Origin of the sequence: Pseudomonas akapageensis (genome assembly GCF_011355085.1) — a bacterium.
Lineage (GTDB): Bacteria > Pseudomonadota > Gammaproteobacteria > Pseudomonadales > Pseudomonadaceae > Aquipseudomonas > Aquipseudomonas akapageensis.
Window position 1 is genome coordinate 129,167 of sequence record NZ_VXCP01000017.1, and the last position, 21,540, is coordinate 150,706.

Below are 21,540 nucleotides of genomic sequence, written 5' to 3' on the forward strand. Positions count from 1 at the left end.
CGGTACGAAGGAACCCCGGCACTTCCGAAGAAGTCCATGCGCAACCCGCCATAACACGACATCGCAGGCAAAAAAATAGCGCCTGCAAATGGAATGGGGGCGCTGTTGCGCCTTCGTATCGGGCCGCCAAGCCCGAATCGCTGAATTTGCAGCGATCGGACGAAGGTTAGCGCGGTCGGGGAGAGGGTGCAACAGTGGATGAGCAGCAGGCCTGCCACGGACCCCTGTAGCCGCTGCCGCAGGCTGCGCTGGAGTCCCGCAGGGGCTCTCTAGTGTTCTTGAGTACTTGCGCCCGCTTCGCGGTCGAGCGCAGCCTTTTCCTCGTTCCCACGCAGAGCGTGGGAACGAGATAATAGCCGCTATGCCATCTGCTTACAGCCCGCTACTAGCCTCACGCTCAGGGCTCATGCCCTCAGCGCCATCCAGCAACGCATCGACAATGGCCTTGGCTGTTTCGATCGAATGCATCGTCGCCCATATCAGGCCTTTCTCGTGGACACCGGAGCATTCGGTGGCGGCGTGAGTCGTATCGACTGCGCATTTGAGAAAGAGTGATGCATGGACCAGCGCGTCTTCGGCATTGATCCCGGCGCGTACGGCGAACAAGGGTTCGTGGCCGGCGTCGCAGGAGCCGAAGGGGGTGGTGACGGTTTTGAGAATAGTGCCGGCGGGTGGTGGGTCGGGGACGATCTTAATCATGGTGAATCTCCTAACGTCTTGTCGGGATCTCCACGCATCGTGACCAAACGATGGGTGGCGACTGTGCGCAGGTTGGTCAACCGGGACGTTAGGCACCCGGCGCATCCGAGGATGCCCCGCGCACAGCCGCCATGAAGCTCATGCAGGCATAAAAAAACGCCCGCATAAGAATGGTGGCGCTTGTGCGCCTAACGTTGAGCAGGTGACCAAACCTGGTCGCTGATTTGGCAGCGACGGGCGAAGGTTAGCGCGGTCGGGGAGAAGCTGCAACAGGGGATGAACGGTGATGAGCGGAAGTTATGGCGGACTCCTGTAGCCGCTGCCGCAGGCTGCGCTCGCCTGCGCAGCAGGCGCAGGATTTCAAGATCGCCGGGGAGCCCCTACGGGACTCCAGCGCAGCCTGACGGCAGCGGCTACGACGATTGTGGTATGGCGCAAATTGGCCGCTAGACAGCCCAAAAGGCCATCCCCGAGAAAATTCGCAGCCAAGTTCAGAAGCGTCTGATAGTTCCGATTTTATCCAACCAATAGTTTTGTCATCCGAATGAGCCTATCGGAGATGACGCCGCCCGGTTGTTGAATCGCCCCGGGGGTTGTTATCGAGTCGAGACATTCAAACCGTTTTGGGTGCTGCCTAATATCTTTCACCCAAGGGTGCATCATGACGAACTGGATAAACCACAATGGTTTCCATGGTGGGGCTATCCGGGATTTTTTCGACTCTATGATCATCGTAGCGGTGAATTAATTTCAGAAACCAAAATCTACGACCTGGAATCGGCAGGCGGGCGAATGTCTTGGGGAGGCGGTTCAGGGGAAATATTTGCCGGAATGATCCCCGTCGGCCCTAACGTGGCTGACTGTATGGGTGACCGACCTGGTAGTTCGAAACCTAACGAATGAGAACCTTACGGAGATGACCCTCAGGGCCAGGAATGGATCAAAGCAGGTATCGCCTATGCGAAATCCCTCGGCTACTAAATGGCTGCTTGCTCTGCTGACGGTGGCGACACTGGGCCAGGCAGCCTGGATTTCCTTCAGTGGCGAAAGCCCTCCACAACTGAGCAAGGTTGTGAACAAAACGCCGATAGGTCAGAACGGCTTTGTCTATGAAGTGCAGAGTGATTCTGGCGGTGCCACAGTTCCCTTCGTTTACTTCTACTACGTACTGGAGCGCCAGGCGAGTGACGAGGGTGCGTTGTCTGCGCTTCGGGAAAAGTCTCCCTTTCTTGCCACGCGCCAATCCGGCGCCATCGTGTCTGTTTCGGGAAACAGAATCAGGGCGCACACCCAAGACACCGTCTACAGCTTTTCCAGCCTGGCGGTATATGGGAAGAAGGATCAGACAGCTGTCGTGATCATTGATCTGGACTCCGTACAACCCTGAAGCGCCACATGGATAGCTTTTTCAAACTCATCAAGCCGACACCCATGGGCATAAGGCTTGCCTCATTCACGTTCCTGCCAATGCGCCTTGAGATACTCAATGAACACCTTGACCTTGCGCATACTGCGGCGATGGGCCAGGTAGAGCACATGGATCCAGGGGCCGAACGCGCTGGGTTCGCGCCAGTATTCAGGCATTAGCTCGACCAATTCGCCCCGTGCCAGGTAGGGAGCGGCGCTCCACTGCGGGAGAAACTGCAGGCCCTGGCCGTCGAGCAGGCAGGCCAGGAGAAAGTCGTAGTTGTCGCTGGCCACCCGTGGCGTCGGTTGCGTGAGACGAATGCGCTGGTCCCCCTGGGTGACCCACCAGAAATGCCGGTTTAGCAGGGGGTGGCGGAAGATCAGCCAGTCATGCTGCTGATAATTGTCCAGGGTCACCTCCTTGCCCTTGCGCTTCAGATAAGTCGGGCTTGCGCACAGCAGCATGCGATTCTCCACCAGCGGCTGGGCGATCACCCCTGGCAGGTCGATCGGGCCATCGCGCAGGGCCAGGTCGTAGCTGCCGTCTACCAGGTCGGCATAGGTATCGCTCAGGTCCACTTCCAGGTGAACTTGCGGGTGATCGCGCAGATAGCGGCAACACACCTCATTGAGAAAGGCCGGCGCGAAGGAGGGCGGGGCGGTGATGCGCAAGCCGCCCCGTAGCTCGTGTTGCAGTTGCTCCACGCCCTCGCTGGCGAGCTGCAGCTGCATCAGCGCCTGTCGCGCACCTTCCAGATAAATGTGTCCGGCCTCGGTCAGCGCCATGCGCCGGGTGGTGCGGTCGAACAGGCGGGTCCCGAGTTCCTCTTCCAATTGCGCCACAGCCTTGGTCAAGGCTGATGGCGTCTTCCCGATCATGTCGGCGGCACGGCTGAAATTACCCTGTTCGGCGGTGGCGACGAACATGGTCAGGGCGCTCATTTTATCCACTTATCTATTCCTGTCAGGCACAGAAGTTGTGCGGCAACTGGCATTCAGTTGTTGATTCCGCTTGGTTATTCTTCGCTGCGAATCAACAAAAATAAAGAGGAAAACTCATGAAGCAGCTACTGCCGCTGGCGATAGCGTCCGCCTTGGCCTGTGCCTCAATGGAAAGTATGGCGGCAGTCGACCTGATCCTGCACAACGCCAGGGTCTATACGGCCGAGCCGGGTCAGCCTTTGCAACAGGCGGTAGCCGTCGAGGACGGCAAGGTGCTAGCCGTCGGTACCGATGCGCAAGTCCTGGGTCTCAAGGCGCCTGGTACCCAAGTGATCGACCTGGGGGGCAAAGTGTTGATGCCGGGCTTTATCGACTCCCATTCCCATACGGTGAAGGGGGGGCTGCAACTGCGTCAGGCCAACCTGGATGGGCAGATGTTGCCGCTCGCCGAAATGGAGGCGCGTCTGCGTCAGTGGCGGAAGGACGGCAAGGCAAGGCATGGCGATATTCTCAGCGTCGGCGGATTGCCATCGACTTACTGGAGCCAGCTGGAGGCCTTTGAGCAGCGTTTCAACCAGGGCGAGTGGGCAGATCAGCCGATCCTCTTCCTTGGCTGGGACCTGCACACCGGCTGGGCCAACCAGGCCATGCTCAAGCGCGCTGGCATCGACGCTTCCCGGGTCAAGGCGCTGAAGGGCGAGGACGTGGCCACCATCGGTCATCATCCGGACGGACGCCCCAACGGTTTCCTGGTCGACGCCGGCCTCTACCCGGTGCAGGCACTGCTGCCGCCGCCGACCCACGAAGAGTTGATGGCAGGCGGCCGTGCAGCGCTGGCCTACTACAAGAGCCTCGGTATCACTGGCTGGATGGACCCGATCGCTAACGAAGTACCCGGGGCGGACGTGACCAATACGTCCGTCGGGGTGCTGCCGATCTACAAGGCGCTGGCCGATAACGGCGAGCTCACGGCCCATGTCGCGGCGCTGTTGATGGCCGACTCCAAGGCGACGCCGGCCGATCTCGATGCCCTGGACAAGGTGCGCCAGCAATTTCTGGGCGTCGCCAATCTGACCCTGCCGGGCATCAAGATCTTTGCCGACGGCGTGGCCGAGGTCCCGGCTCAGAGCGCCGCCATGCTGGAGCCCTACAAAAACTCGAAAAAGTCCGGTGAGTTGCTGATCGACCCTGCCCACTTTGGCGAACTGGTCAGTGCCGCTGACGCCCGTGGCTGGCTGGTGCACATCCACGCCATCGGCGACCGCGCGGTGCGTGAATCGCTCAATGGCATCGAGCGGGCGCGCAAGGACCGGCAAAGCGGCATCGCCCACTCCATCACCCATCTGCAAATGGTCAACCCCAAGGACTTCGCCCGCTTCAAGGCGCTGAATGTCATCGCGTCCATGCAGCTCTACTGGGCCAGCGCCGATGAATCGAGCATGGATCTGGTCAAGCCCTATGTCAGTGCTCAGGCGTTCAAGTATTCCTACCCGACCCACTCGTTGCTGAAGAACGGCGCCACCCTGGCCGGTGCCAGCGACTGGCCGATCACCACCCCTGACCCCTGGAAGGCCATTTACCAGGCGGTGAGCCGCACGGGACCCAAAGGCGTACTCAATGCCGCCGAAGACATCGATCGCCAGGCCATGTTCCAGGCCTACACCCTCAATGCCGCGCGCACCCTTCGCCTGGAGAACCAGATCGGATCGCTCAAGCCCGGCAAACAGGCCGACATGATCGTGCTCGACCGCGACGTCTTCAAGGTCAAGCCCGAAGCCCTGCGTGACACCCAGGTACTCAACACCTACTTCGCCGGTCGCGAGATCTACTCGCGCAAACCCTGACAGCTAATGCAAAAGAGGAATCCAACACGTGAACATTCATTGCTTCGTCACCGACACCCAAAATCCGAGTCTTCGGGGACGGCAAATAGGCGAAACCTGGGCGCAACAGATCGGGCAAACGGTGGCGCTGTATCTCGATTTTTTCACCCAGGTGGATATTGCTCCGGCACAGGTTCGCTCACTGGGTGAAGCCAGTCTCGATGCCCTTGAGGCCTGGAGCCCGAGCCTGGCCCAGGAAGTGGTTGCGATCGCCGACGGTGCCGGCATCGCGCGCTGGCAGCTGGCGAGCCTGAATGCCCGTACCGAAATTCTGGCCGTGATGCCCGCTTCCACCGAAGGGGAGTGTTCGACGGCCGTGTTCGCACCCACGGGCCCAGTCGCGCCCCGGACCATCCAGACCTGGGACTGGCACGACTCCCTGGTGCCCCATGGCCTGATGCTTCAACTTACTGGCAAATCCGGTATCGCGGTCAAACTCTTTACCGAGTTCGGCATGCTGGGGAAAATCGGCGTGAACAGTGCGGGTCTGGGGCTGCACTTCAATATCCTGCACCACGACAGCGACAATGCCGTCGCGGGTGTGCCGGTGCATGCCATTGCCCGCCGCATTCTGGAAGAGGCCACCAACGTGGAAGAGGCCATCGCCCTGGCGCGGTCGGCGCGTGTGAGCGCGTCAACGGTCCTTACGGTCTTCTCGCGGCAAGACAGCAGCCCGCGCGCAGCGAGCATCGAACTCTCTGCTGCCGGAACTGCGGTGGTCCTGCCGCGCGAGGATGGCTGGATCACCCACACCAACCACTTCCTCGACAGCGGCCTGAGTCGTGGCGAGCGGACCCCGGATGCCTCCACGACCTATGCGCGCCTGGCCCATGTGAATGGGGCGCTGGCCGGCATGACCCACGGCGACTTGAGAAGGCGAGCGGACGCCATGTGTGGCGCCGCCGGCGCGCAGGCGCCCATCTGCTTCCACCCCGATCTGAGCATGCCGCCGACAGAGCGCTGGGAAACCCTGCTGACCATCGGCATCGACACGGAGGATTTCGCCCTCGAATACGCGGCAGGTAACCCAAAACAACTCGCTGAAAAAGGCCATGTGCGTTTCTGACACATAGCCGCAACCCAGGCGTGTCGCCATGTTTACCGTGGCGACCCGCCATGGGCAACGTCGTCAATAATTACAAGATGAGCACTGCAAATGGCTAACGACAAAAATGGCGTGCGTTCTCAATCCGCGCTCAGAACGTTTTTCGTTTCGGGCATGGGAACAGCATTGGAGTTCTACGACTTCGTGATCTACGGCACGGCTGCCGCATTGGTATTTCCCAAGGTTTTCTTTCCAGAGATGGACCCGCTCATGGCAACGCTGGTTGCCTTTGCCGCGTTCGGCTCGGGCTTTTTTGCCCGGCCCTTTGGCGGCATGGTCTTCGGGCACTTTGGCGACAAGGTCGGCCGGCAAAAAATGCTGGTCATTACCCTGCTGCTCATGGGTTTCAGTACGCTGCTGATCGGTTGCCTGCCGAGTTATTCATCCATCGGTCTGGCGGCGCCGGCACTGCTTGTACTCCTGCGGCTGATACAGGGCTTTGCGGCAGGGGGCGAGTGGGGCGGTGCCGCGCTCTTCGGCATCGAGTCGGCGCCGCCCGGGCGGCGAGGCCTGTGGGGGAGTTTTACCAGCATGGGCATCGGGATCGGTGGCATCCTCGGCGCGGCCGCATTCGCCATCGTGAGTGTTGCCTTCGACGATGACCTGTCAGGTATCGCCTGGCGAATCCCGTTCTGGCTGGGCGGCGTGCTGGTGCTGGTGGGGCTCTATGCCAGGCTGCAGAACCCGAACAAGCAGCCACTCCAGGCGCAGGCCGAGGTGCGCATTCCATTGCTCGAAGCCCTTCGCTCGCGCCCAAGGGAAATGCTCCTGTGCACGGGCATCGCCTTTGGCTACGTCACCATCGCCTATATCGGCAGTACCTTCTTTCTGGCGTACGCCACCCAGATCGGCTACGGCAGCACGGAAGCGCTGATATTCGACTTTTCACTGTCCGTGGCTATCGTGATCAGCGCACCGTTGTTTGCCTTGCTCTCGGACAGGATCGGCAGGCGCAACGTCATGATCCTGGGCTCGGTCATCATGGCGGTCGGCTTTTTCGCCTTCTTTCCACTGATCGGCCTCAAGAGCCTGTTGGTTTCGATCGCAGCCTACGTCGCAGTCGGTGCATTCATGGGCGCCACCCAAGGCCCCATTCCCGCCTTTCTGGCCGAGCAGTTCCCTCGGGAAATGCGCTACTCGGGCATCTCCGCCGCCTACCAGATCGGCGCGGCACTGGGGGGAGGGACTGCGTCGAGCGTGGCCACGGCGATTCTCATTGCGACCAATCACAATGCCTTTGGTGTTGCGCTCTATGGGGCGTTTGCACTGGCCATCGTGGCGACTTGCTCGTACTTGCTCAGGGAAACGTCGCACTTGAGCATGGCGCAGATCGATGAGGATGTCTGGACGCCTTCGGTTTCTACGGCCAACTGAAGGACCCGGTCGCTGAATTTGCAGCGACCGGAGAAGGGGGGGAGGGCAGTTTGCGACCCGAAGCTGCCAATGGCGGGGCACTGTGGGAGCGGGCTTGCCCGCGATTCAGACGCCGCGGTCTGTCTGAACCACCGCGGTGCTGCTTTCGCGGGCAAGCCCGCTCCCACAGAGTTGTACCCCTATATTGATGTCTGCTTCTGGCCGATACCTGTCTGTCACAAATGGCAGGTAACAACCAGCATCAGACAAATGTCTCACGAACGCATTAATGGAATGTAGCGTAAGTCCCAAGTTTCAAAGCCCTCCGCCGAAGCGATACTGCCAGACTATGCCAACAGCATCGTATTCGCTGCCGGTACGGGTATGCGCACCATCACTCGCAAACAGCTTTAGCGAGTTGTTTCGGTTCAACGGCAGCGAAAGGGTGCCCCCATAGCGTGTATTTTCCTGGAAGTCGTGGTTACCGACCCCATCGACCGAGGTACTCCCGCCAGCGAAGTAGGTCCCATCCAGCGAGGCCCAGACACCGTTACTGAAGGCATAGATAAGATGCACCTGTGCCTGGTAAGTCGGGTTCTGGGAAAATGTACGGTCGCCAAGGTACTGGTCATTGTCGGTGTAAAAGGTTCCTGCTCCGGATAATTCCAGGGTCACGGGTCCCAGGCGCTTGGAAATCCCGAGTTCGGGCTTGAATGACCAGCGGTTGTTGCCGAGATTTACCAGCTTACTGGAGTCGTATTGGCCAAGTGGCGCCGTAATTGCCAGGCTGGCGCCGATAATCACATCCTGTTGGTAGCTGGGGAACTCAGCCAGGGACATCGCCGGAGCGCCATAAAAGTTGACCGAGAATCGGAATCTTGGATCGATCAACCCAGTAACATTTCGCTCCCTGGGTTCACCGGCGAACAGAGCCGAGCCCGTCAATCTGGCTTCAGGCACGACGATATCGAACTTCCCGGAGCGGCCCCAGACGTCCAGGGACCTTGCAAAGGCAAACACGACAGTCTTGATGTTGAGCTTGGCATCCTCGAGCGGGACTGAGGGGTTGGCGGTCACGCTACCCTGGAGTTCGCTGTAGCCCATGAGCAGGAAATTGATACCGACTGGCGTATTGGCGTAGGACCTGGGTTCGAGATCCTCTGCGACTGCACTGGGGGCTACTATGATGAGCGAAGCGGATGCGAACCGAGCCAGCCTGACGACACAGAGTTTGTGTTTCATCCACATTCGCTCGCTTCCTGTCAGGACCTCAAGGCTCTATGTATTGTTGTAGTGCATCTGCATTCGTTTAGCACTTATAGCAGCCGCCAGCATTGTGTGGCCGTATTTACTGTTTGATCGGACCTGGTTTCGTGGACAACTCGAATTCCTATAACAAGGCGCTGCAGAGGCAGATCGCCTGGGTGTCCTGAGACGAAATCGACGGGCAGTTTTTGGCCGAGTGCTGCCTATGGCGAAGGGCAGCCTGCGACCCGAAGCGGACGCTGAAAGGGCAACTCGACATCGACCCTGTGGGAGCGGGCTTGCCCGCGATTCAGACGCCGCAGTCTGTCTGAACCACCGCGGTGATGCCATCGCGGGCAAGCCCGCTCCCACAGGGGCTGCGGCCAGGCATCAGGGTCTGCCTTTGGCCATCGGACGCTTCAGGCTCGATAACCAGGGCGGGGTAGTGACTGTTTCTAGCAGTCCTGCTCTTCCTGAACCCCGCCCTTGGTGCTCCTGGCGATTCTGAAGGCTTCGAGCCGGCTGTCGCGTTCGTTGGCGTATGCGGGGCTCTGCTCTCCCACCAGGTCTTCGCGCCGCAACAACTGGCCACATCCGTCGCACAAGGGGCCCAGGCCCGCCGGTTGCCCGCAACTGTGGATCAACCTGACCGCCAGCCCCTCAGGGTTTCAACGGATTTGTTTGGGCCAGGCACGGGTACTTCCATTTGCAGATTTTGATGATATGATTTTCATAGCTTAAACGGACGCTGTCAAACCAGGGACGACAGATCACCCTCAAACGGCGAGGAATCCATCATGTCGCACACCGCCTATCCTATCGCTACAACGGCTTATCTGCTGGTCGATCCCTACAACGACTTCCTCTCCGAAGGCGGCAAAGTCTATCCCCACATAGAACCCATCGCCGCGCAGGTCGGCCTGCTGGCCAATACCTGCATCGAATCGACCGCGCGCTACGCCTCGGAACTCGGCTATCACGTCACCCTGGTACGCGACGCTACGGCAGCCTTCCGCCACGAGATGATGCATGCCGCGCATGAGTTGAACGGGCCCACGTTTGCACACAGCATCGTCGACACCCGCGAGCTCCTCCTGGCACTGCAACAACACTGAAGGGCGCGCGCCATGTCCGAACCTTCCATGATCGCGACCGGAATTTCCGGTCGCCTGATTGCCATGATGGCAGTGTGCTGCGCGCTGGCCGTCTCGACCATCTACTACCATCAGCCACTGCTGTCGCAGATAGCCTCGTCGTTCGGCCTGGTGCCAACCCAGGCCAGCCTGATCACCACGCTGACTCAGCTTGGCTATGCGATCGGACTGCTGCTCATCGTGCCTCTCGCCGATTGCCGGCAGCCACGCAGGATCGCGTCACTGGCCATCGCCGCGAACGCCGGCGCGTTGCTCGCCTGTGCCGCCGCGCCGAGCTTTGCCATGTTGTGCGCCAGCAGCTTCGTCGTCGGCATGACGGCAATCACCGCGCAGATCATCATTCCTGCACTTTCTGCGTTGGCGACCCCCTCGGCGCGCGGCCGGGTCGTGGGCACGTTGCTGAGCGGTCTCTCCGCCGGGCTGCTGCTGGCGCGCACAATCGGCGGCTTCCTCGGTGCGCACGGGGGATGGCGAGCCGTCTTCGCGCTGGCCGCCGTCATCGATGTGTTGCTGCTGATCATCGTGACCAGGCGCCTGCCCACAGCCGCGAACCTGGCCTCGATTAGCTATGCCGCACTGCTACGCTCGCTGGGCAGCCTGGTGCGCGAGGAGCCTATGCTACGCATCAGCGCGGCAAGCGGCTTCATGCTATTCGCCGCGTTCAGCGCACTGTGGGCCTCGCTGGCCGTCCTGCTGTCGCAGCCGCCCTACGAATTCGGCCCTGCTGCCATCGGCTTGCTCGGCCTGGTCGCGCTACTGGGCATCGTCGCCTCGCCACGCATCGGAGCATTGGCCGATCGCCTCGGCACGCGCAGCATGGTCCTGGCGGGTGCAATTGCCCTTTGCGTGGGCTTCGTCTTCATCGCCGCGGGCGGACACAGCCTCGGCTGGCTGATCGTCGGTATGGTGCTGCTCGACTTCGGCAATCGTGCTGGCCTGGTGGCCAATCAGACGCGCATCTACGCTTTGCGCGCGGAGGCCCGTAGCCGCCTCAACACGGTGTTCATGGGGGCGTACTTCCTCGGTGGGGCGGCCGGCGCTGCATTGGGAAGTTACGGGGCGCAGCGAGCGGGCTGGGTGGGTCTGGCAGCAGTGGGCGCCTTGTTCGCCATCGCGGCGGCAGTGATCAATGCGCTTTCTCCCCGTAGATCGTGCACTGTGCTCGCCGACGTCTGCTCATGAGTCAACGCTGACTTCACTCGTTTGGCCGTATGCCGGCGTCTTGAACAGGCTGTCCGAGCGCCGCCATCGTCAGACTGAGTTGTAGCGCCATCAACTGCCGGAGATCCTTGCCATCCCTGGCTGCGAGCTTGAAACCTCGCATGGCCGACATCAGCGTGCGTGCCAGCTCGCAAGCGGTAGTCTTCAATCCGGATTGCTTTACCGCATCTTCCAGCAAATCGCTCAGGTAAGCCTGCAGCTTGTCGTACACCCGATGCAGCTCCGGCATCTGCCCGTCCATGGCCACAAGGTCATAGGCATCGGGATTTGCCTTGACCTCTTCGAATGGCTTGGCGATGCATACCTCCAGCACATGCAGGAGCTTGCGTTCGAGTGGCCAGTGCGCTTTCAGATCGGTCCGGAAGGACTCGAGCATGTTGTCGCTCATCCAGTCTGCAACAGCCTGAAAGACCTCCAGCTTGCCGGGATAGACCAGGTACAGCGCCGGACGTGACATACGTGCCGCTTTCGCAAGGTCGCCCATTGTGGTGCGGGCAAAACCGTAGCGGAAGAAGACACCGTACGCCGCCTCGATCACTTGAATTTCTTTATCAGTTCGCATGGCGTCATCCTAACGATTGGTCAAAAAACGTCAAGATGGTATTGACATAATGACGAAAAATGTCAGAGTGACTGAGAGCGACAAAACGTCGGTAGTTGCCAACCGGAGGGTGACTGCACGGCGAAGTCGCAAACTGCGGAGAACGCTGCGCGTCGGCAACGTATCCGCGAATTGTTCAACTTTTCCTGGAATGAACGATCATGTCTCTCTCTTCATATGTTTCCCTCGGCCGCTCCGGTCTCCGAGTCAGTCCATTTGCCCTTGGCGCGATGACCTTTGGCGAGGAATGGGGCTGGGGCGCCAACGTCTCGACTTCGCAGGCCATCCTGGCGCGCTACCTCGACCTTGGCGGCAACTTCATTGACACGGCCAATGGCTACACGTGCGGGCACTCCGAGAAGATCATCGGCGACTTCATTGGTGGTGATCGCAACCTGCGCGATCGCCTGGTCCTCGCGACCAAGTTCGGCATCAACATGTACCCCGGTGACCCCAATGGCGGCGGGGCAAGCAGCAAGGCCATCATGCGCGCGTGCGAGCATTCGCTGCGCCGGCTGCAGACCGACTATATCGACCTGTACTGGATGCACGTGACGGACAAGTTCACGCCCCTGGAGGAGACCATGCGCACGCTCGAGCAGCTTGTTTCCTCGGGCAAGGTCCGCTACATCGGCTTTTCTGACACCGCGGCGTGGCGGGTAGTGCAGGCGCAGTCGATCGCCTCCTTGCGCGGCTGGGCACCGCTCGTCGCAGTGCAGATCGAATATTCGTTACTGGAGCGCAGTGTCGAGACCGAAATTATTCCCATGGCGCAGGAACTGGGCCTCGGCGTGGTGCCCTGGTCGCCGCTGGCCAACGGTCTTCTGTCTGGCAAGTACACGCGCGCCAATGGCGGTCGCGTCGGCGACGCCCGGGCGAGCCATTTGGGTGTGCCGCTGGGAGAACGCGAATTCGCCATCATCGACGCGTTGTCCGAGATCGCGCAGCAGCGCGAGACCACAGTGGCCGCCGCCGCGCTGGCCTGGGTGCGTTCGCGCGCCGGTGTCAGTTCCACGCTGCTTGGCGCACGCACGCTCGCCCATCTGGACGCCAACGTCAAAGCACTGGACGTGCAGCTGTCGGCAGAAGACATCGGCAAACTGGATGGCTTGTCGCTGCCGCCGACGACCTTCATATCCCGGCTTGCGGAGATGGCCGACATGATCATCCAGCACGGCACGACAGTGAATGGTCAGACCCAGCCTGCCTGGTGGGGGGCACCCGCCAGCGACAGCGCGCGATACTGAGGCGGGTGAGATCCTCGCGTCGCCCTATAATCAATTCGACGAAGACCTGCTCGCGCTCGTCAGGGGGCAGCTTTGTGAGTGTCACTGTTTGAATCCGGACGGAGGCATCTATGTCACAAGAATTCGACTCTGGGCGGCGCCGTTTTTTGGCCGCTACATTAGTAACCCTCGCGTCCGCCGAACTCGTCATCGGTTCCGCGCAAGCGCAATCCGGCGAGACAAAATCGCCGACGGTAAAGGCGGGGACGAGTACTTCCTTCGATCAACTCAAGCACATCGACGCCGGCGTCCTGAATGTCGCATACGCTGAATCCGGTCCGGCCGATGGCCGCGCCGTGATTCTGCTCCACGGCTGGCCCTACGACATTCACAGTTTCGTCGATGTCGCACCAATATTGGCGTCGGCGGGTTACAGGGTGATCGTCCCGTATCTGCGCGGCTATGGCGCAACGCGCTTTCTGTCGGGTGAAACCCTTCGCAACGGTCAACCGGTGGCCATTGCCTCCGACATCGTCGCCCTCATGGATGCGCTCAAGATCGACCAGGCGATTCTCGCCGGGTTTGATTGGGGCGCACGCACGGCCGACATCATCGCGGCGCTCTGGCCTGAACGCTGCAAGGCGTTGGTGTCCGTGAGCGGGTACCTGATCGGCAGCCAGGAAGCCGGCAGGATGCCGTTGCCGCCGAAGAATGAGCTCCAGTGGTGGTACCAGTTTTATTTCGCCACCGAGCGCGGCCGTGCGGGGTATGACAAGTACCATCATGACTTTGCGAAGCTGATCTGGCAGAACACGTCGCCGCAATGGAAGTTCGATGACGCCACGTTCGAGCGCAGCGCGGCGGCCTTCGACAATCCGGATCATGTCGCTGTAGTCGTCCATAACTACCGCTGGCGGCTCGGACTGGCAGAAGGCGAATCGAAGTTCGATGAGCTGGAAAAACGGCTTGCAGGGTTTCCCGTGATCACCGTGCCGACGATTACCCTTCAAGGCGACGCCGACGGTGCCCCGCATCCGGACCCCAGTGCGTATGCGAAGAAGTTCTCGGGAAAATATTCGCACCGGCCTGTGGAGGGCGGTATCGGGCACAACCTACCACAGGAAGCACCACAGGCGTTTGCGCAGGCCGTCGTGGATGTCGACAAATACTGATCGCGAGTGCACTAGCGTCGATAGTAGCGGTGATCGTCCTCGTAGCGGTGCTGCATGGCCCGCTCATGATGGCGCTCCCAATAACGGCGGCGTTCGGCTTCCCGGCGGGCTTGCTCTCTGCGCCAGTTTTCTCGACGCCATTCGTCTCGGCGCCAATCGTCTCTACGATCGTGCCAATGGTCGTCGTGCCAGTATCGGTCGTCATGGGCAAGCAACGGCCCCGGCTGCTTGTCGGCCATGCTGGCCAGGGACGGCCAAGGGTTGTCGGCAGCCTGGACCGGGACCTGAACGGCTGCGACTTCAGCAGTTGCGAAAACAGGGTTTGAGGTCTTCATTTGTGTTGCTGATGCCGAGCCCACTGCCGCGAACGCGAACAGGCCGAGGAGCACCATCCGTGGGACATAGAATTTCATGAGCGAAGACAACCTCTGATTGACAAGCTTTATGTGCCTATCCACATAGACCGATAAATAGGAAAAAGTTCTAGGATCCCGCTGCATAAATAGCGACAGCCGCAACGCGTGGCGCTCTGTAGCCGCTGCCGAAGGCTGCGCTCGCCTGCGCAGCAGGCGCAGGATCTCAAGAGCGCCGGGGAGCCCCTGCGGGACTCCAGCGCAGCCTGACGGCAGCGGCTACGCCGGTTTGCACTGCTCATGGAAACCGGCTTACTCAGGCCGGTTTTTTTATGACTCAGGGAATGGATACCCCTTCAGCCAGCAACATATCCACCAATCGAATCAGCGGCAATCCAACCAGGCTCGTCGCGTCCGGCCCGTGGGTGCTCTGGAACAAACTCACCCCCAACCCCTCCGCCTTGAAGCTGCCGGCGCAGTCATACGGCTGTTCCGCATGCAGGTAGCGCTCGATGCGCGGCAGGTCCAGTTCGCGCATGTGGACCGTGAAGGGGATGCAGTCGACCTGGCAGCGACCCGTGCTGCTGTTGAGCAGCGCCAGGCCGGTCAGAAAGGTGACCTGGGTGCCGCTGGCCTCGAGCAGTTGCGCGCAGGCCTTGTCGAAGGTGTGCGGCTTGCCGAGGATCTGTTCGCCGAGCACCGCCACCTGATCCGAACCAATGATAAGATGCGCGGGATGGCGGTCGGCCAGGGCTTCGGCCTTTTGCCGGGCCAGGCGCTTGACCAGGTCGATGGCGGCTTCGTCCGGCAGCCTTTGTTCATCGATGTCGGGCGAGCTGCAGGTAAAGGGCAGCCGAAGTCGCGTCAGCAATTCGCGGCGATAGGGTGAGCTGGAAGCCAATAGCAAGGGCAGCATGGGTAACTCCTGAACAAGTCCCTGGATTCTAGCTGATGGCGTGCAAGACTGAATTTCCTTTGACAGGTGAGGGGGGCATCCCTAGAATGCTGCGCCTATGTTGAATGACCCGATTCCACCTCACGTTGACCCGCGCAAATTGGCCGATCGTGGCGTTACCCTCCAGGGGGAAGTGCTGCTAGCCGATTTGGAGAGACTCTGCGACCCGCTTTCCGACGACGTCGGTACGGTGCAGGCGAAATTCGTTTTTGAGCGCGACGAGCGTAACGCCGTGGTTATCCACAGCGCCATCGACGTCGAAGTCAAAATGGTTTGCCAGCGTTGTCTTGAGCTGGTCACCCTGCCGATCCACAGCGAATGCAGTTACGCTGTGGTGAAAGAGGGTGCGAATACCCAGTCGTTACCGAAAGGTTATGACGTGCTGGAACTGGGCGAAGATCCTTTGGATCTGCAGTCACTGATCGAGGAGGAGCTTCTGCTCGCCTTGCCCATTGTGCCTGCTCATCATCCGGAAGAATGCCAGCAGCCGGCGGGTCTCGATGAGCCCGAACCGAGCGAGGACGAGGTAACGCGGTCCAACCCGTTCAGTGTATTGGCGCAGTTAAAGCGTGACCCAAACGTTTAGGAGTTAATCAATTATGGCTGTTCAGCAGAACAAAAAATCCCGCTCTGCCCGTGACATGCGTCGCTCCCACGATGCTCTCTCGGCTAGCACTCTGTCCGTGGAAAAGACCACCGGTGAAGTTCACCTGCGTCACCACGTATCGCCAGAAGGCGTATACCGTGGTCGTAAAGTGATCGACAAGGGCGCTGACGAGTAATCCTTGTCCGCTCAAGTCATCGCGATTGACGCAATGGGCGGGGACTTCGGTCCCCGCAGCATTGTTCAGGCCAGCCTTGCTTGCCTTTCTGCTACGCCCTCGCTGCACCTGACCCTCGTCGGTCAACCCTCCCTTCTTGAAGAATTGATTGCCAGCCAGCCGGCTGTGGATCGCGCACGCCTGAAAATCGTGCCAGCCACGGAAGTCATCGGCATGGACGACAAGCCTTCCCAGGCCCTGCGCGGCAAGCCGGACTCCTCGATGCGGGTCGCGCTCGAGTTGCTGCGTGACGGCAAGGTGCAGGCCTGTGTCAGTGCCGGCAATACCGGTGCGTTGATGGCCTTGTCGCGTTATGTGCTCAAGACCCTGCCGGGCATCGACCGTCCGGCGATGGTTGCGGCTATCCCGACGCAGCGCGGTTATTGCCAGTTGCTCGACCTGGGGGCCAATGTCGATTGCAGTGCCGAAAACCTGTTCCAGTTCGCCGTCATGGGGTCGGTGGCGGCCGAAACGCTGGGCATTGTTCGCCCGCGCGTGGCATTGCTCAATATCGGCACCGAAGACATCAAGGGCAATCAGCAGGTCAAGTTGGCGGCGAATCTGCTGCAGAGCGCCCGTGGCATGAACTACATCGGTTTCGTCGAGGGCGACGGGCTCTACCGTGGCGAGGCTGATGTGGTGGTGTGCGATGGGTTCGTCGGCAATATCCTGCTCAAGTCCAGCGAGGGGCTGGCGACCATGATTTCGGCGCGCATCGAGGCGTTGTTCAAGGGTGGTGTGGCGGCGCGAATGGTCGGAGCCATGGCCTTGCCGTTGCTCAAGCGACTGAAGGCTGACCTGGCTCCGGCACGACATAATGGCGCCAGCTTTCTCGGCTTGCAGGGCATTGTCGTGAAAAGCCATGGCTCGGCGGGGGTGCAGGGTTTTCAAAGCGCCATCCAGCGGGCCGTGATAGAGATTCAGGAAAACCTGCCCGAACGCCTGCATGGCCGTCTGGAGGACCTGTTGCTTTAGGCATATCCTGCCTGGGGCGCGTAAATGTGACCGTCCGGTACAAATAGCCATCCAACGTTCAATTACTTGCGTTCAGCCTGGCTGTTCGCCATCTCTCCGTCGACAAGATCATTAGGGGCTTGTTACATGTCTGCATCCCTCGCATTCGTCTTTCCGGGACAAGGTTCGCAGTCCCTCGGCATGCTCGCCGAGCTGGGTGCTCAGCATCCGCTGATCATCGAAACCTTCAAAGAGGCCTCCGACGCTTTGGGTTATGACCTGTGGGCATTGACTCAGCAGGGCCCGGAAGAGCAGCTCAATCAAACCGATAAAACCCAGCCTGCCATCCTCACCGCCTCCATTGCGCTCTGGCGTCTGTGGCTGGCCGAGGGTGGCGCGAAGCCGGCTTATGTTGCCGGTCATAGTCTGGGCGAATACAGCGCACTGGTCGCTGCGGGCAGCCTGAGCCTGGCCGACGCCGTCAAGCTGGTCGAGCGTCGTGGCCAGTTGATGCAGGAAGCGGTACCGGCCGGGCAGGGTGGCATGGCTGCCATTCTCGGCCTGGATGACGCTGATGTCGTGGCTGCCTGCGCAGAAGCGGCGCAAGGTGAAGTGGTCAGCGCGGTCAATTTCAACTCGCCGGGCCAGGTCGTGATCGCCGGTGCCAAGGCCGCCGTCGAGCGCGCCATCGAAGGCTGCAAGGCCCGTGGTGCCAAGCGCGCGATGCCGCTGCCGGTCAGCGTGCCGTCCCACTGCGAGCTGATGCGTCCGGCGGCCGAGCGTTTTGCCGAGTCCATCGCCGCGATCAACTGGCAGGCGCCGCAGATCCCTGTGGTTCAGAACGTCAGTGCCGATGTGCCGGCCGATCTGGAAACCCTCAAGCGCGACCTGCTGGAGCAGTTGTACAAGCCAGTGCGTTGGGTCGAGTCGGTCCAGACGCTGGCGGCCAAGGGTGCCACCGAGCTGGTGGAATGCGGTCCTGGCAAGGTTCTGGCTGGCCTGAACAAACGCTGCGCCGAAGGCGTGTCGACATCCAACCTCAATACCCCCGATGCCTTCGCTGCCGCCCGCGCAGCGTTGGCCTGATCTAGGAGAACTTGCATGAGCCTGCAAGGTAAAGTTGCACTGGTTACCGGCGCGAGCCGCGGCATTGGTCAAGCCATTGCGCTGGAATTGGGGCGCATGGGCGCCATTGTCATTGGTACCGCCACGTCGGCCTCGGGTGCGGAGCGTATCGCTGCGACCCTCAAGGAGCACGGCATCGAAGGCACCGGCCTGGAGCTGAACGTATGCAGCGATGAGTCGGTCACCGCGACCCTGGCCAAGATCCAGGAGCAGTTCGGTGCGCCGACAATTCTGGTCAATAATGCCGGCATCACCCGCGATAACCTGATGCTGCGCATGAAAGACGACGAATGGCATGACGTGATCGACACCAACCTCAACAGCCTGTATCGCCTGAGCAAAGGCGTGCTGCGTGGCATGACCAAGGCGCGTTGGGGTCGTATCATCAGTATCGGCTCGGTGGTGGGTGCCATGGGCAACGTCGGCCAAGTAAACTATGCTGCGGCCAAGGCAGGACTGGAAGGTTTCAGTCGCGCCCTGGCGCGTGAAGTCGGGTCTCGTGCAATCACGGTCAACTCGGTAGCACCTGGTTTCATCGATACCGACATGACCCGTGAGCTGCCCGAAGCCCAGCGTGAAGCGTTGCAAACCCAGATTCCGCTGGGCCGTCTGGGCCAGGCCGAAGAGATCGCGAAAGTGGTCGCTTTCCTGGCATCGGAAGGTGCGGCATACGTGACCGGCGCTACAATCCCGGTCAACGGTGGGATGTACATGTAGTCAAATGTGACGGATTGCTTCAAAAAAATGTCATACGAGCTGTCTAAAATCCGTTATAAAGCTGCAACCAAATTCTAGTCAGCGGGCGGGTGTGAAGAACGAGTAACGCTTTCAGCTTGAAAAGCCGAGCTCTTTCTATAAACTTACACACCGGCCAGCTGCCTGACATATGTCCATTAGGAGTGAAAACAAGGTATGAGCACCATCGAAGAACGCGTCAAGAAAATCGTCGCCGAGCAACTGGGCGTTAAAGAAGAAGAAGTGACCAACACCGCTTCCTTCGTTGAAGATCTGGGTGCCGATTCCCTTGACACCGTTGAGCTGGTGATGGCTCTGGAAGAGGAATTCGAGACCGAAATCCCTGACGAAGAAGCTGAGAAGATCACTACTGTTCAAGCTGCTATCGATTACGTCACTAGCCACCAGGCTTAAGACTTTGTAATCGTCGCTTCTTGTCATGGAAAAAACCGCACTGCCTTCGCTGGCGTGCGGTTTTTTCTTTAGATGAGAAGTGAAGTGTCGTCCATCGAATAAGGAGAGTGCTGTGTCGCGTAGACGCGTCGTGGTCACCGGTATGGGTATGCTGTCGCCACTGGGTACAGACGTGCCGAGCAGTTGGCAGGGCATTCTGGCTGGCCGCAGTGGCATTGGTCTGATTGAACATACGGACCTTTCTGCCTATACCACCCGTTTTGGCGGCTCGGTCAAGGGCTTCAAGGTCGAGGAATACCTGTCGGTCAAAGAAGCTCGCAAGCTCGACCTGTTCATCCAGTACGGCCTGGCGGCCGGTTTTCAGGCCGTGCGTAACGCTGGCCTCGAAGTGACCGATGCCAACCGTGAGCGTATCGGTGTGGCCATGGGTTCGGGTATTGGCGGTCTGACCAATATCGAAGAAACCAGCCGTACCTTGCACGAGCAGGGCCCTCGGCGTATCTCGCCGTTTTTCGTGCCTGGCTCGATCATCAATATGATTTCCGGCTTCCTGTCCATCCACCTGGGGGTTCAGGGGCCTAACTACGCCATTGCCACGGCCTGTACCACCGGTACTCATTGCATTGGCATGGCGGCGCGCAATATTGCCTATGGCGAAGCTGACGTCATGATCGCCGGTGGCGCCGAAATGGCTGCCTGTGGCCTGGGCATGGGCGGATTCGGCGCGGCGCGCGCCTTGTCGACTCGCAATGACGAGCCGACCCGGGCCAGCCGTCCATGGGACAAGGGGCGTGATGGCTTCGTCCTGTCCGACGGTGCAGGCGCCCTGGTGCTCGAAGAACTGGAGCACGCCAAGGCGCGCGGCGCGACCATTTATGCCGAGCTCGTGGGCTTTGGCATGAGCGGCGATGCCTATCACATGACCTCGCCACCTGAAGATGGTGCCGGTGCTGCACGTTGCATGACCAATGCCTTGCGCGATGCGCGCGTGAACCCGGCAGACGTCCAGTACATCAACGCCCACGGTACCTCGACCTCGGCGGGCGACCTGGCGGAAGTGTCGGCGATCAAGTCGGTGTTCGGCGAACATGCCTACAAGCTGGCGGTCAGTTCGACCAAGTCGATGACCGGTCACCTGTTGGGCGCGGCCGGTGCCGTGGAGGCGATCTTCAGCATCCTGGCGATCAATGGCCAGGTCGCGCCGCCGACCATCAACCTGGACGAGCCGGACGAAGGTTGTGACCTGGACTTCGTGCCGCACGAGGCTCGCAGCATGCCGATCGATGTGGTGCTGTCGAACTCCTTCGGCTTTGGTGGTACCAACGGCTCGCTGGTCTTCCGCCGGTTCGCCGATTGATGCACAGCTGGGTCGATGGCCAGCCAGCGGACGCCATAGCGCTCAATAGCCGTGCGCTCGCCTACGGCGATGGTCTGTTCGAGACGATCGCCGTCAAGGCTGGTCAGCCCCTCTTGCTGGAGCTGCATTTGCGTCGGCTGGCAGAAGGCTGCACGCGTTTGTCGATCTCTGTGGACCTGGGGCTGGTCCGCAGTGAGCTCTGCACCTACGCCGCCCTCATGGGCGATGGTGTTCTCAAGTTGATTCTCGCGCGCGGCGACAGTCCGCGTGGCTATGCGGCCGACCCGCGGTCCGCTGCCCGTCGAATCCTCCAGGCCAGCCCTGCAGCGAATTATCCACAGGCCAATGCGCTGGAAGGCATCAAACTCTTCCCCTGCAGCACGCGTCTTGCCGAACAGCCTCTGCTGGCGGGGCTCAAGCACCTGAACCGGCTCGAACAGGTCATGGCCCGTTCCGAGTGGCAGGGCAGTGAGTATGCCGAAGGCTTGATGCTCGACACGTCGGGGCGACTGATCGAAGGCGTCTACAGCAACCTGTTTCTGGTCAAGGACGGAGTGTTGATCACGGCCGACCTGAGCCGTTGCGGCGTGGCCGGCGTGATGCGTGCGGCATTGCTGGAGGCTGCGGCTCGCGAAGGCATTGCGGTGCGAATTGGTGACCTGGTATTGCAGGATCTCGAGCAGGCCGATGAAATCTTCGTCTGCAACAGTGTCTATGGCATCTGGCCGGTGCGGGCATTTGCATCTCTTAACTGGTCGGCGGGTCCGCTCACCCGTAAACTGCAACGCATTGCCCGTGTGCTATTGGATGCTTGATTT

General features: G+C 60.4%; 22 protein-coding genes and 2 pseudogenes. 17 read left to right on the forward strand and 7 right to left on the reverse strand.

All coding sequences use genetic code 11. From position 1 onward, the window contains the following. Positions 1–372: 372 nt before the first annotated feature. Positions 373–699 carry a DUF3077 domain-containing protein gene (locus tag F2S13_RS14065; protein ID WP_166361751.1) on the reverse strand — a complete coding sequence of 109 codons (327 nt, stop codon included), beginning with the start codon at positions 697–699 and terminating at the stop codon, positions 373–375. 585 nt (positions 700–1,284) lie between these two features. Here F2S13_RS14065 and F2S13_RS29415 point away from each other — a divergent pair. Both F2S13_RS29415 and F2S13_RS14070 read left to right on the forward strand, forming a co-directional pair. After that, positions 1,285–1,602: pseudogene (locus tag F2S13_RS29415) on the forward strand (hypothetical protein); the annotation flags it as partial. A 55-nt stretch (positions 1,603–1,657) separates the two neighbouring features. Further along, positions 1,658–2,086 (forward strand): hypothetical protein, encoded by a 429-nt coding sequence (locus F2S13_RS14070; RefSeq protein ID WP_246237890.1) that lies wholly within the window; start codon positions 1,658–1,660, stop codon positions 2,084–2,086. A gap of 62 nt (positions 2,087–2,148) precedes the next feature. On the opposite strand, the gene F2S13_RS14075 is transcribed toward F2S13_RS14070, so the two are convergent. Then, positions 2,149–3,057: a LysR substrate-binding domain-containing protein gene (locus F2S13_RS14075; protein WP_166361755.1), complete on the reverse strand. Its 909-nt coding sequence runs from the start codon at positions 3,055–3,057 to the stop codon at positions 2,149–2,151. Between the two features lie 107 nt (positions 3,058–3,164). On the opposite strand from F2S13_RS14075, the gene F2S13_RS14080 reads away from it, so the two are divergent. The 3 genes from F2S13_RS14080 to F2S13_RS14090 all read left to right on the forward strand — a co-directional run bounded on the left by F2S13_RS14080 (position 3,165) and on the right by F2S13_RS14090 (position 7,410). Continuing rightward, a complete protein-coding gene (locus F2S13_RS14080; RefSeq protein WP_166361757.1) occupies positions 3,165–4,892 on the forward strand; it encodes an amidohydrolase in 1,728 nt (575 codons plus the stop codon). Between the two features lie 28 nt (positions 4,893–4,920). Then, complete coding sequence (locus tag F2S13_RS14085) at positions 4,921–5,997, forward strand: C45 family autoproteolytic acyltransferase/hydrolase (protein WP_166361759.1); 1,077 nt, start codon at positions 4,921–4,923, stop codon at positions 5,995–5,997. Between the two features lie 90 nt (positions 5,998–6,087). Then, positions 6,088–7,410: an MFS transporter gene (locus F2S13_RS14090; RefSeq protein WP_166361761.1), complete on the forward strand. Its 1,323-nt coding sequence runs from the start codon at positions 6,088–6,090 to the stop codon at positions 7,408–7,410. Positions 7,411–7,704: 294 nt separating this feature from the next. Here F2S13_RS14090 and F2S13_RS14095 read toward each other — a convergent pair whose 3' ends face one another. Then, positions 7,705–8,637, reverse strand: a complete 933-nt coding sequence (locus F2S13_RS14095) for a transporter (protein WP_166361763.1) — start codon at positions 8,635–8,637, stop codon at positions 7,705–7,707. Between the two features lie 452 nt (positions 8,638–9,089). Next, positions 9,090–9,296: pseudogene (locus tag F2S13_RS14100) on the reverse strand (winged helix-turn-helix transcriptional regulator); the annotation flags it as partial. A gap of 135 nt (positions 9,297–9,431) precedes the next feature. Here F2S13_RS14100 and F2S13_RS14105 point away from each other — a divergent pair. Next, positions 9,432–9,749: an isochorismatase family protein gene (locus F2S13_RS14105; protein ID WP_166361767.1), complete on the forward strand. Its 318-nt coding sequence runs from the start codon at positions 9,432–9,434 to the stop codon at positions 9,747–9,749. 12 nt (positions 9,750–9,761) lie between these two features. After that, the gene (locus F2S13_RS14110; RefSeq protein WP_166361769.1) at positions 9,762–10,970 is read left to right on the forward strand and encodes an MFS transporter; all 1,209 of its coding nucleotides are present in this window, start codon (positions 9,762–9,764) and stop codon (positions 10,968–10,970) included. Positions 10,971–10,983: 13 nt separating this feature from the next. On the opposite strand, the gene F2S13_RS14115 is transcribed toward F2S13_RS14110, so the two are convergent. After that, a complete protein-coding gene (locus F2S13_RS14115; protein ID WP_166361771.1) occupies positions 10,984–11,571 on the reverse strand; it encodes a TetR/AcrR family transcriptional regulator in 588 nt (195 codons plus the stop codon). A 200-nt stretch (positions 11,572–11,771) separates the two neighbouring features. On the opposite strand from F2S13_RS14115, the gene F2S13_RS14120 reads away from it, so the two are divergent. Together F2S13_RS14120 and F2S13_RS14125 are read left to right on the forward strand one after the other, a co-directional pair. After that, on the forward strand, positions 11,772–12,857 hold the full coding sequence (locus tag F2S13_RS14120) for an aldo/keto reductase (protein ID WP_166361773.1): 1,086 nt from the start codon (positions 11,772–11,774) through the stop codon (positions 12,855–12,857). A 110-nt stretch (positions 12,858–12,967) separates the two neighbouring features. Then, complete coding sequence (locus tag F2S13_RS14125) at positions 12,968–14,008, forward strand: alpha/beta fold hydrolase (RefSeq protein ID WP_166361775.1); 1,041 nt, start codon at positions 12,968–12,970, stop codon at positions 14,006–14,008. Positions 14,009–14,019: 11 nt separating this feature from the next. Here F2S13_RS14125 and F2S13_RS14130 read toward each other — a convergent pair whose 3' ends face one another. Both F2S13_RS14130 and F2S13_RS14135 read right to left on the reverse strand, forming a co-directional pair. Next, positions 14,020–14,421, reverse strand: a complete 402-nt coding sequence (locus tag F2S13_RS14130; RefSeq protein ID WP_166361777.1) for a hypothetical protein — start codon at positions 14,419–14,421, stop codon at positions 14,020–14,022. A 277-nt stretch (positions 14,422–14,698) separates the two neighbouring features. After that, positions 14,699–15,277, reverse strand: coding sequence for a Maf family protein (locus F2S13_RS14135; protein WP_166361779.1), 579 nt, complete (start codon positions 15,275–15,277; stop codon positions 14,699–14,701). 97 nt (positions 15,278–15,374) lie between these two features. Here F2S13_RS14135 and F2S13_RS14140 point away from each other — a divergent pair, with 97 nt between their 5' ends. From F2S13_RS14140 to pabC, 8 genes are all read left to right on the forward strand, one after another. Next, entirely contained in the window at positions 15,375–15,902 is a 528-nt protein-coding gene (locus F2S13_RS14140) for a YceD family protein (RefSeq protein WP_166361781.1), read from the forward strand. 13 nt (positions 15,903–15,915) lie between these two features. Continuing rightward, a complete protein-coding gene (gene rpmF / locus F2S13_RS14145) occupies positions 15,916–16,098 on the forward strand; it encodes a 50S ribosomal protein L32 (RefSeq protein ID WP_008375086.1) in 183 nt (60 codons plus the stop codon). A gap of 3 nt (positions 16,099–16,101) precedes the next feature. Beyond that, positions 16,102–17,112, forward strand: coding sequence for a phosphate acyltransferase PlsX (gene plsX, locus F2S13_RS14150; protein WP_166361783.1), 1,011 nt, complete (start codon positions 16,102–16,104; stop codon positions 17,110–17,112). Between the two features lie 126 nt (positions 17,113–17,238). After that, complete coding sequence (fabD, locus tag F2S13_RS14155) at positions 17,239–18,177, forward strand: ACP S-malonyltransferase (protein WP_166361785.1); 939 nt, start codon at positions 17,239–17,241, stop codon at positions 18,175–18,177. Between the two features lie 15 nt (positions 18,178–18,192). Beyond that, entirely contained in the window at positions 18,193–18,933 is a 741-nt protein-coding gene (gene fabG, locus F2S13_RS14160) for a 3-oxoacyl-ACP reductase FabG (RefSeq protein ID WP_166361786.1), read from the forward strand. A gap of 195 nt (positions 18,934–19,128) precedes the next feature. Further along, a complete protein-coding gene (gene acpP / locus F2S13_RS14165) occupies positions 19,129–19,365 on the forward strand; it encodes an acyl carrier protein (protein ID WP_010165887.1) in 237 nt (78 codons plus the stop codon). A 112-nt stretch (positions 19,366–19,477) separates the two neighbouring features. Then, entirely contained in the window at positions 19,478–20,722 is a 1,245-nt protein-coding gene (gene fabF / locus F2S13_RS14170) for a beta-ketoacyl-ACP synthase II (protein WP_166361788.1), read from the forward strand. Then, positions 20,722–21,537, forward strand: a complete 816-nt coding sequence (gene pabC, locus F2S13_RS14175; RefSeq protein ID WP_166361790.1) for an aminodeoxychorismate lyase — start codon at positions 20,722–20,724, stop codon at positions 21,535–21,537. The genes fabF and pabC overlap by 1 nt, the downstream gene beginning before the upstream one ends. The last annotated feature ends 3 nt before the right edge of the window (positions 21,538–21,540 follow it).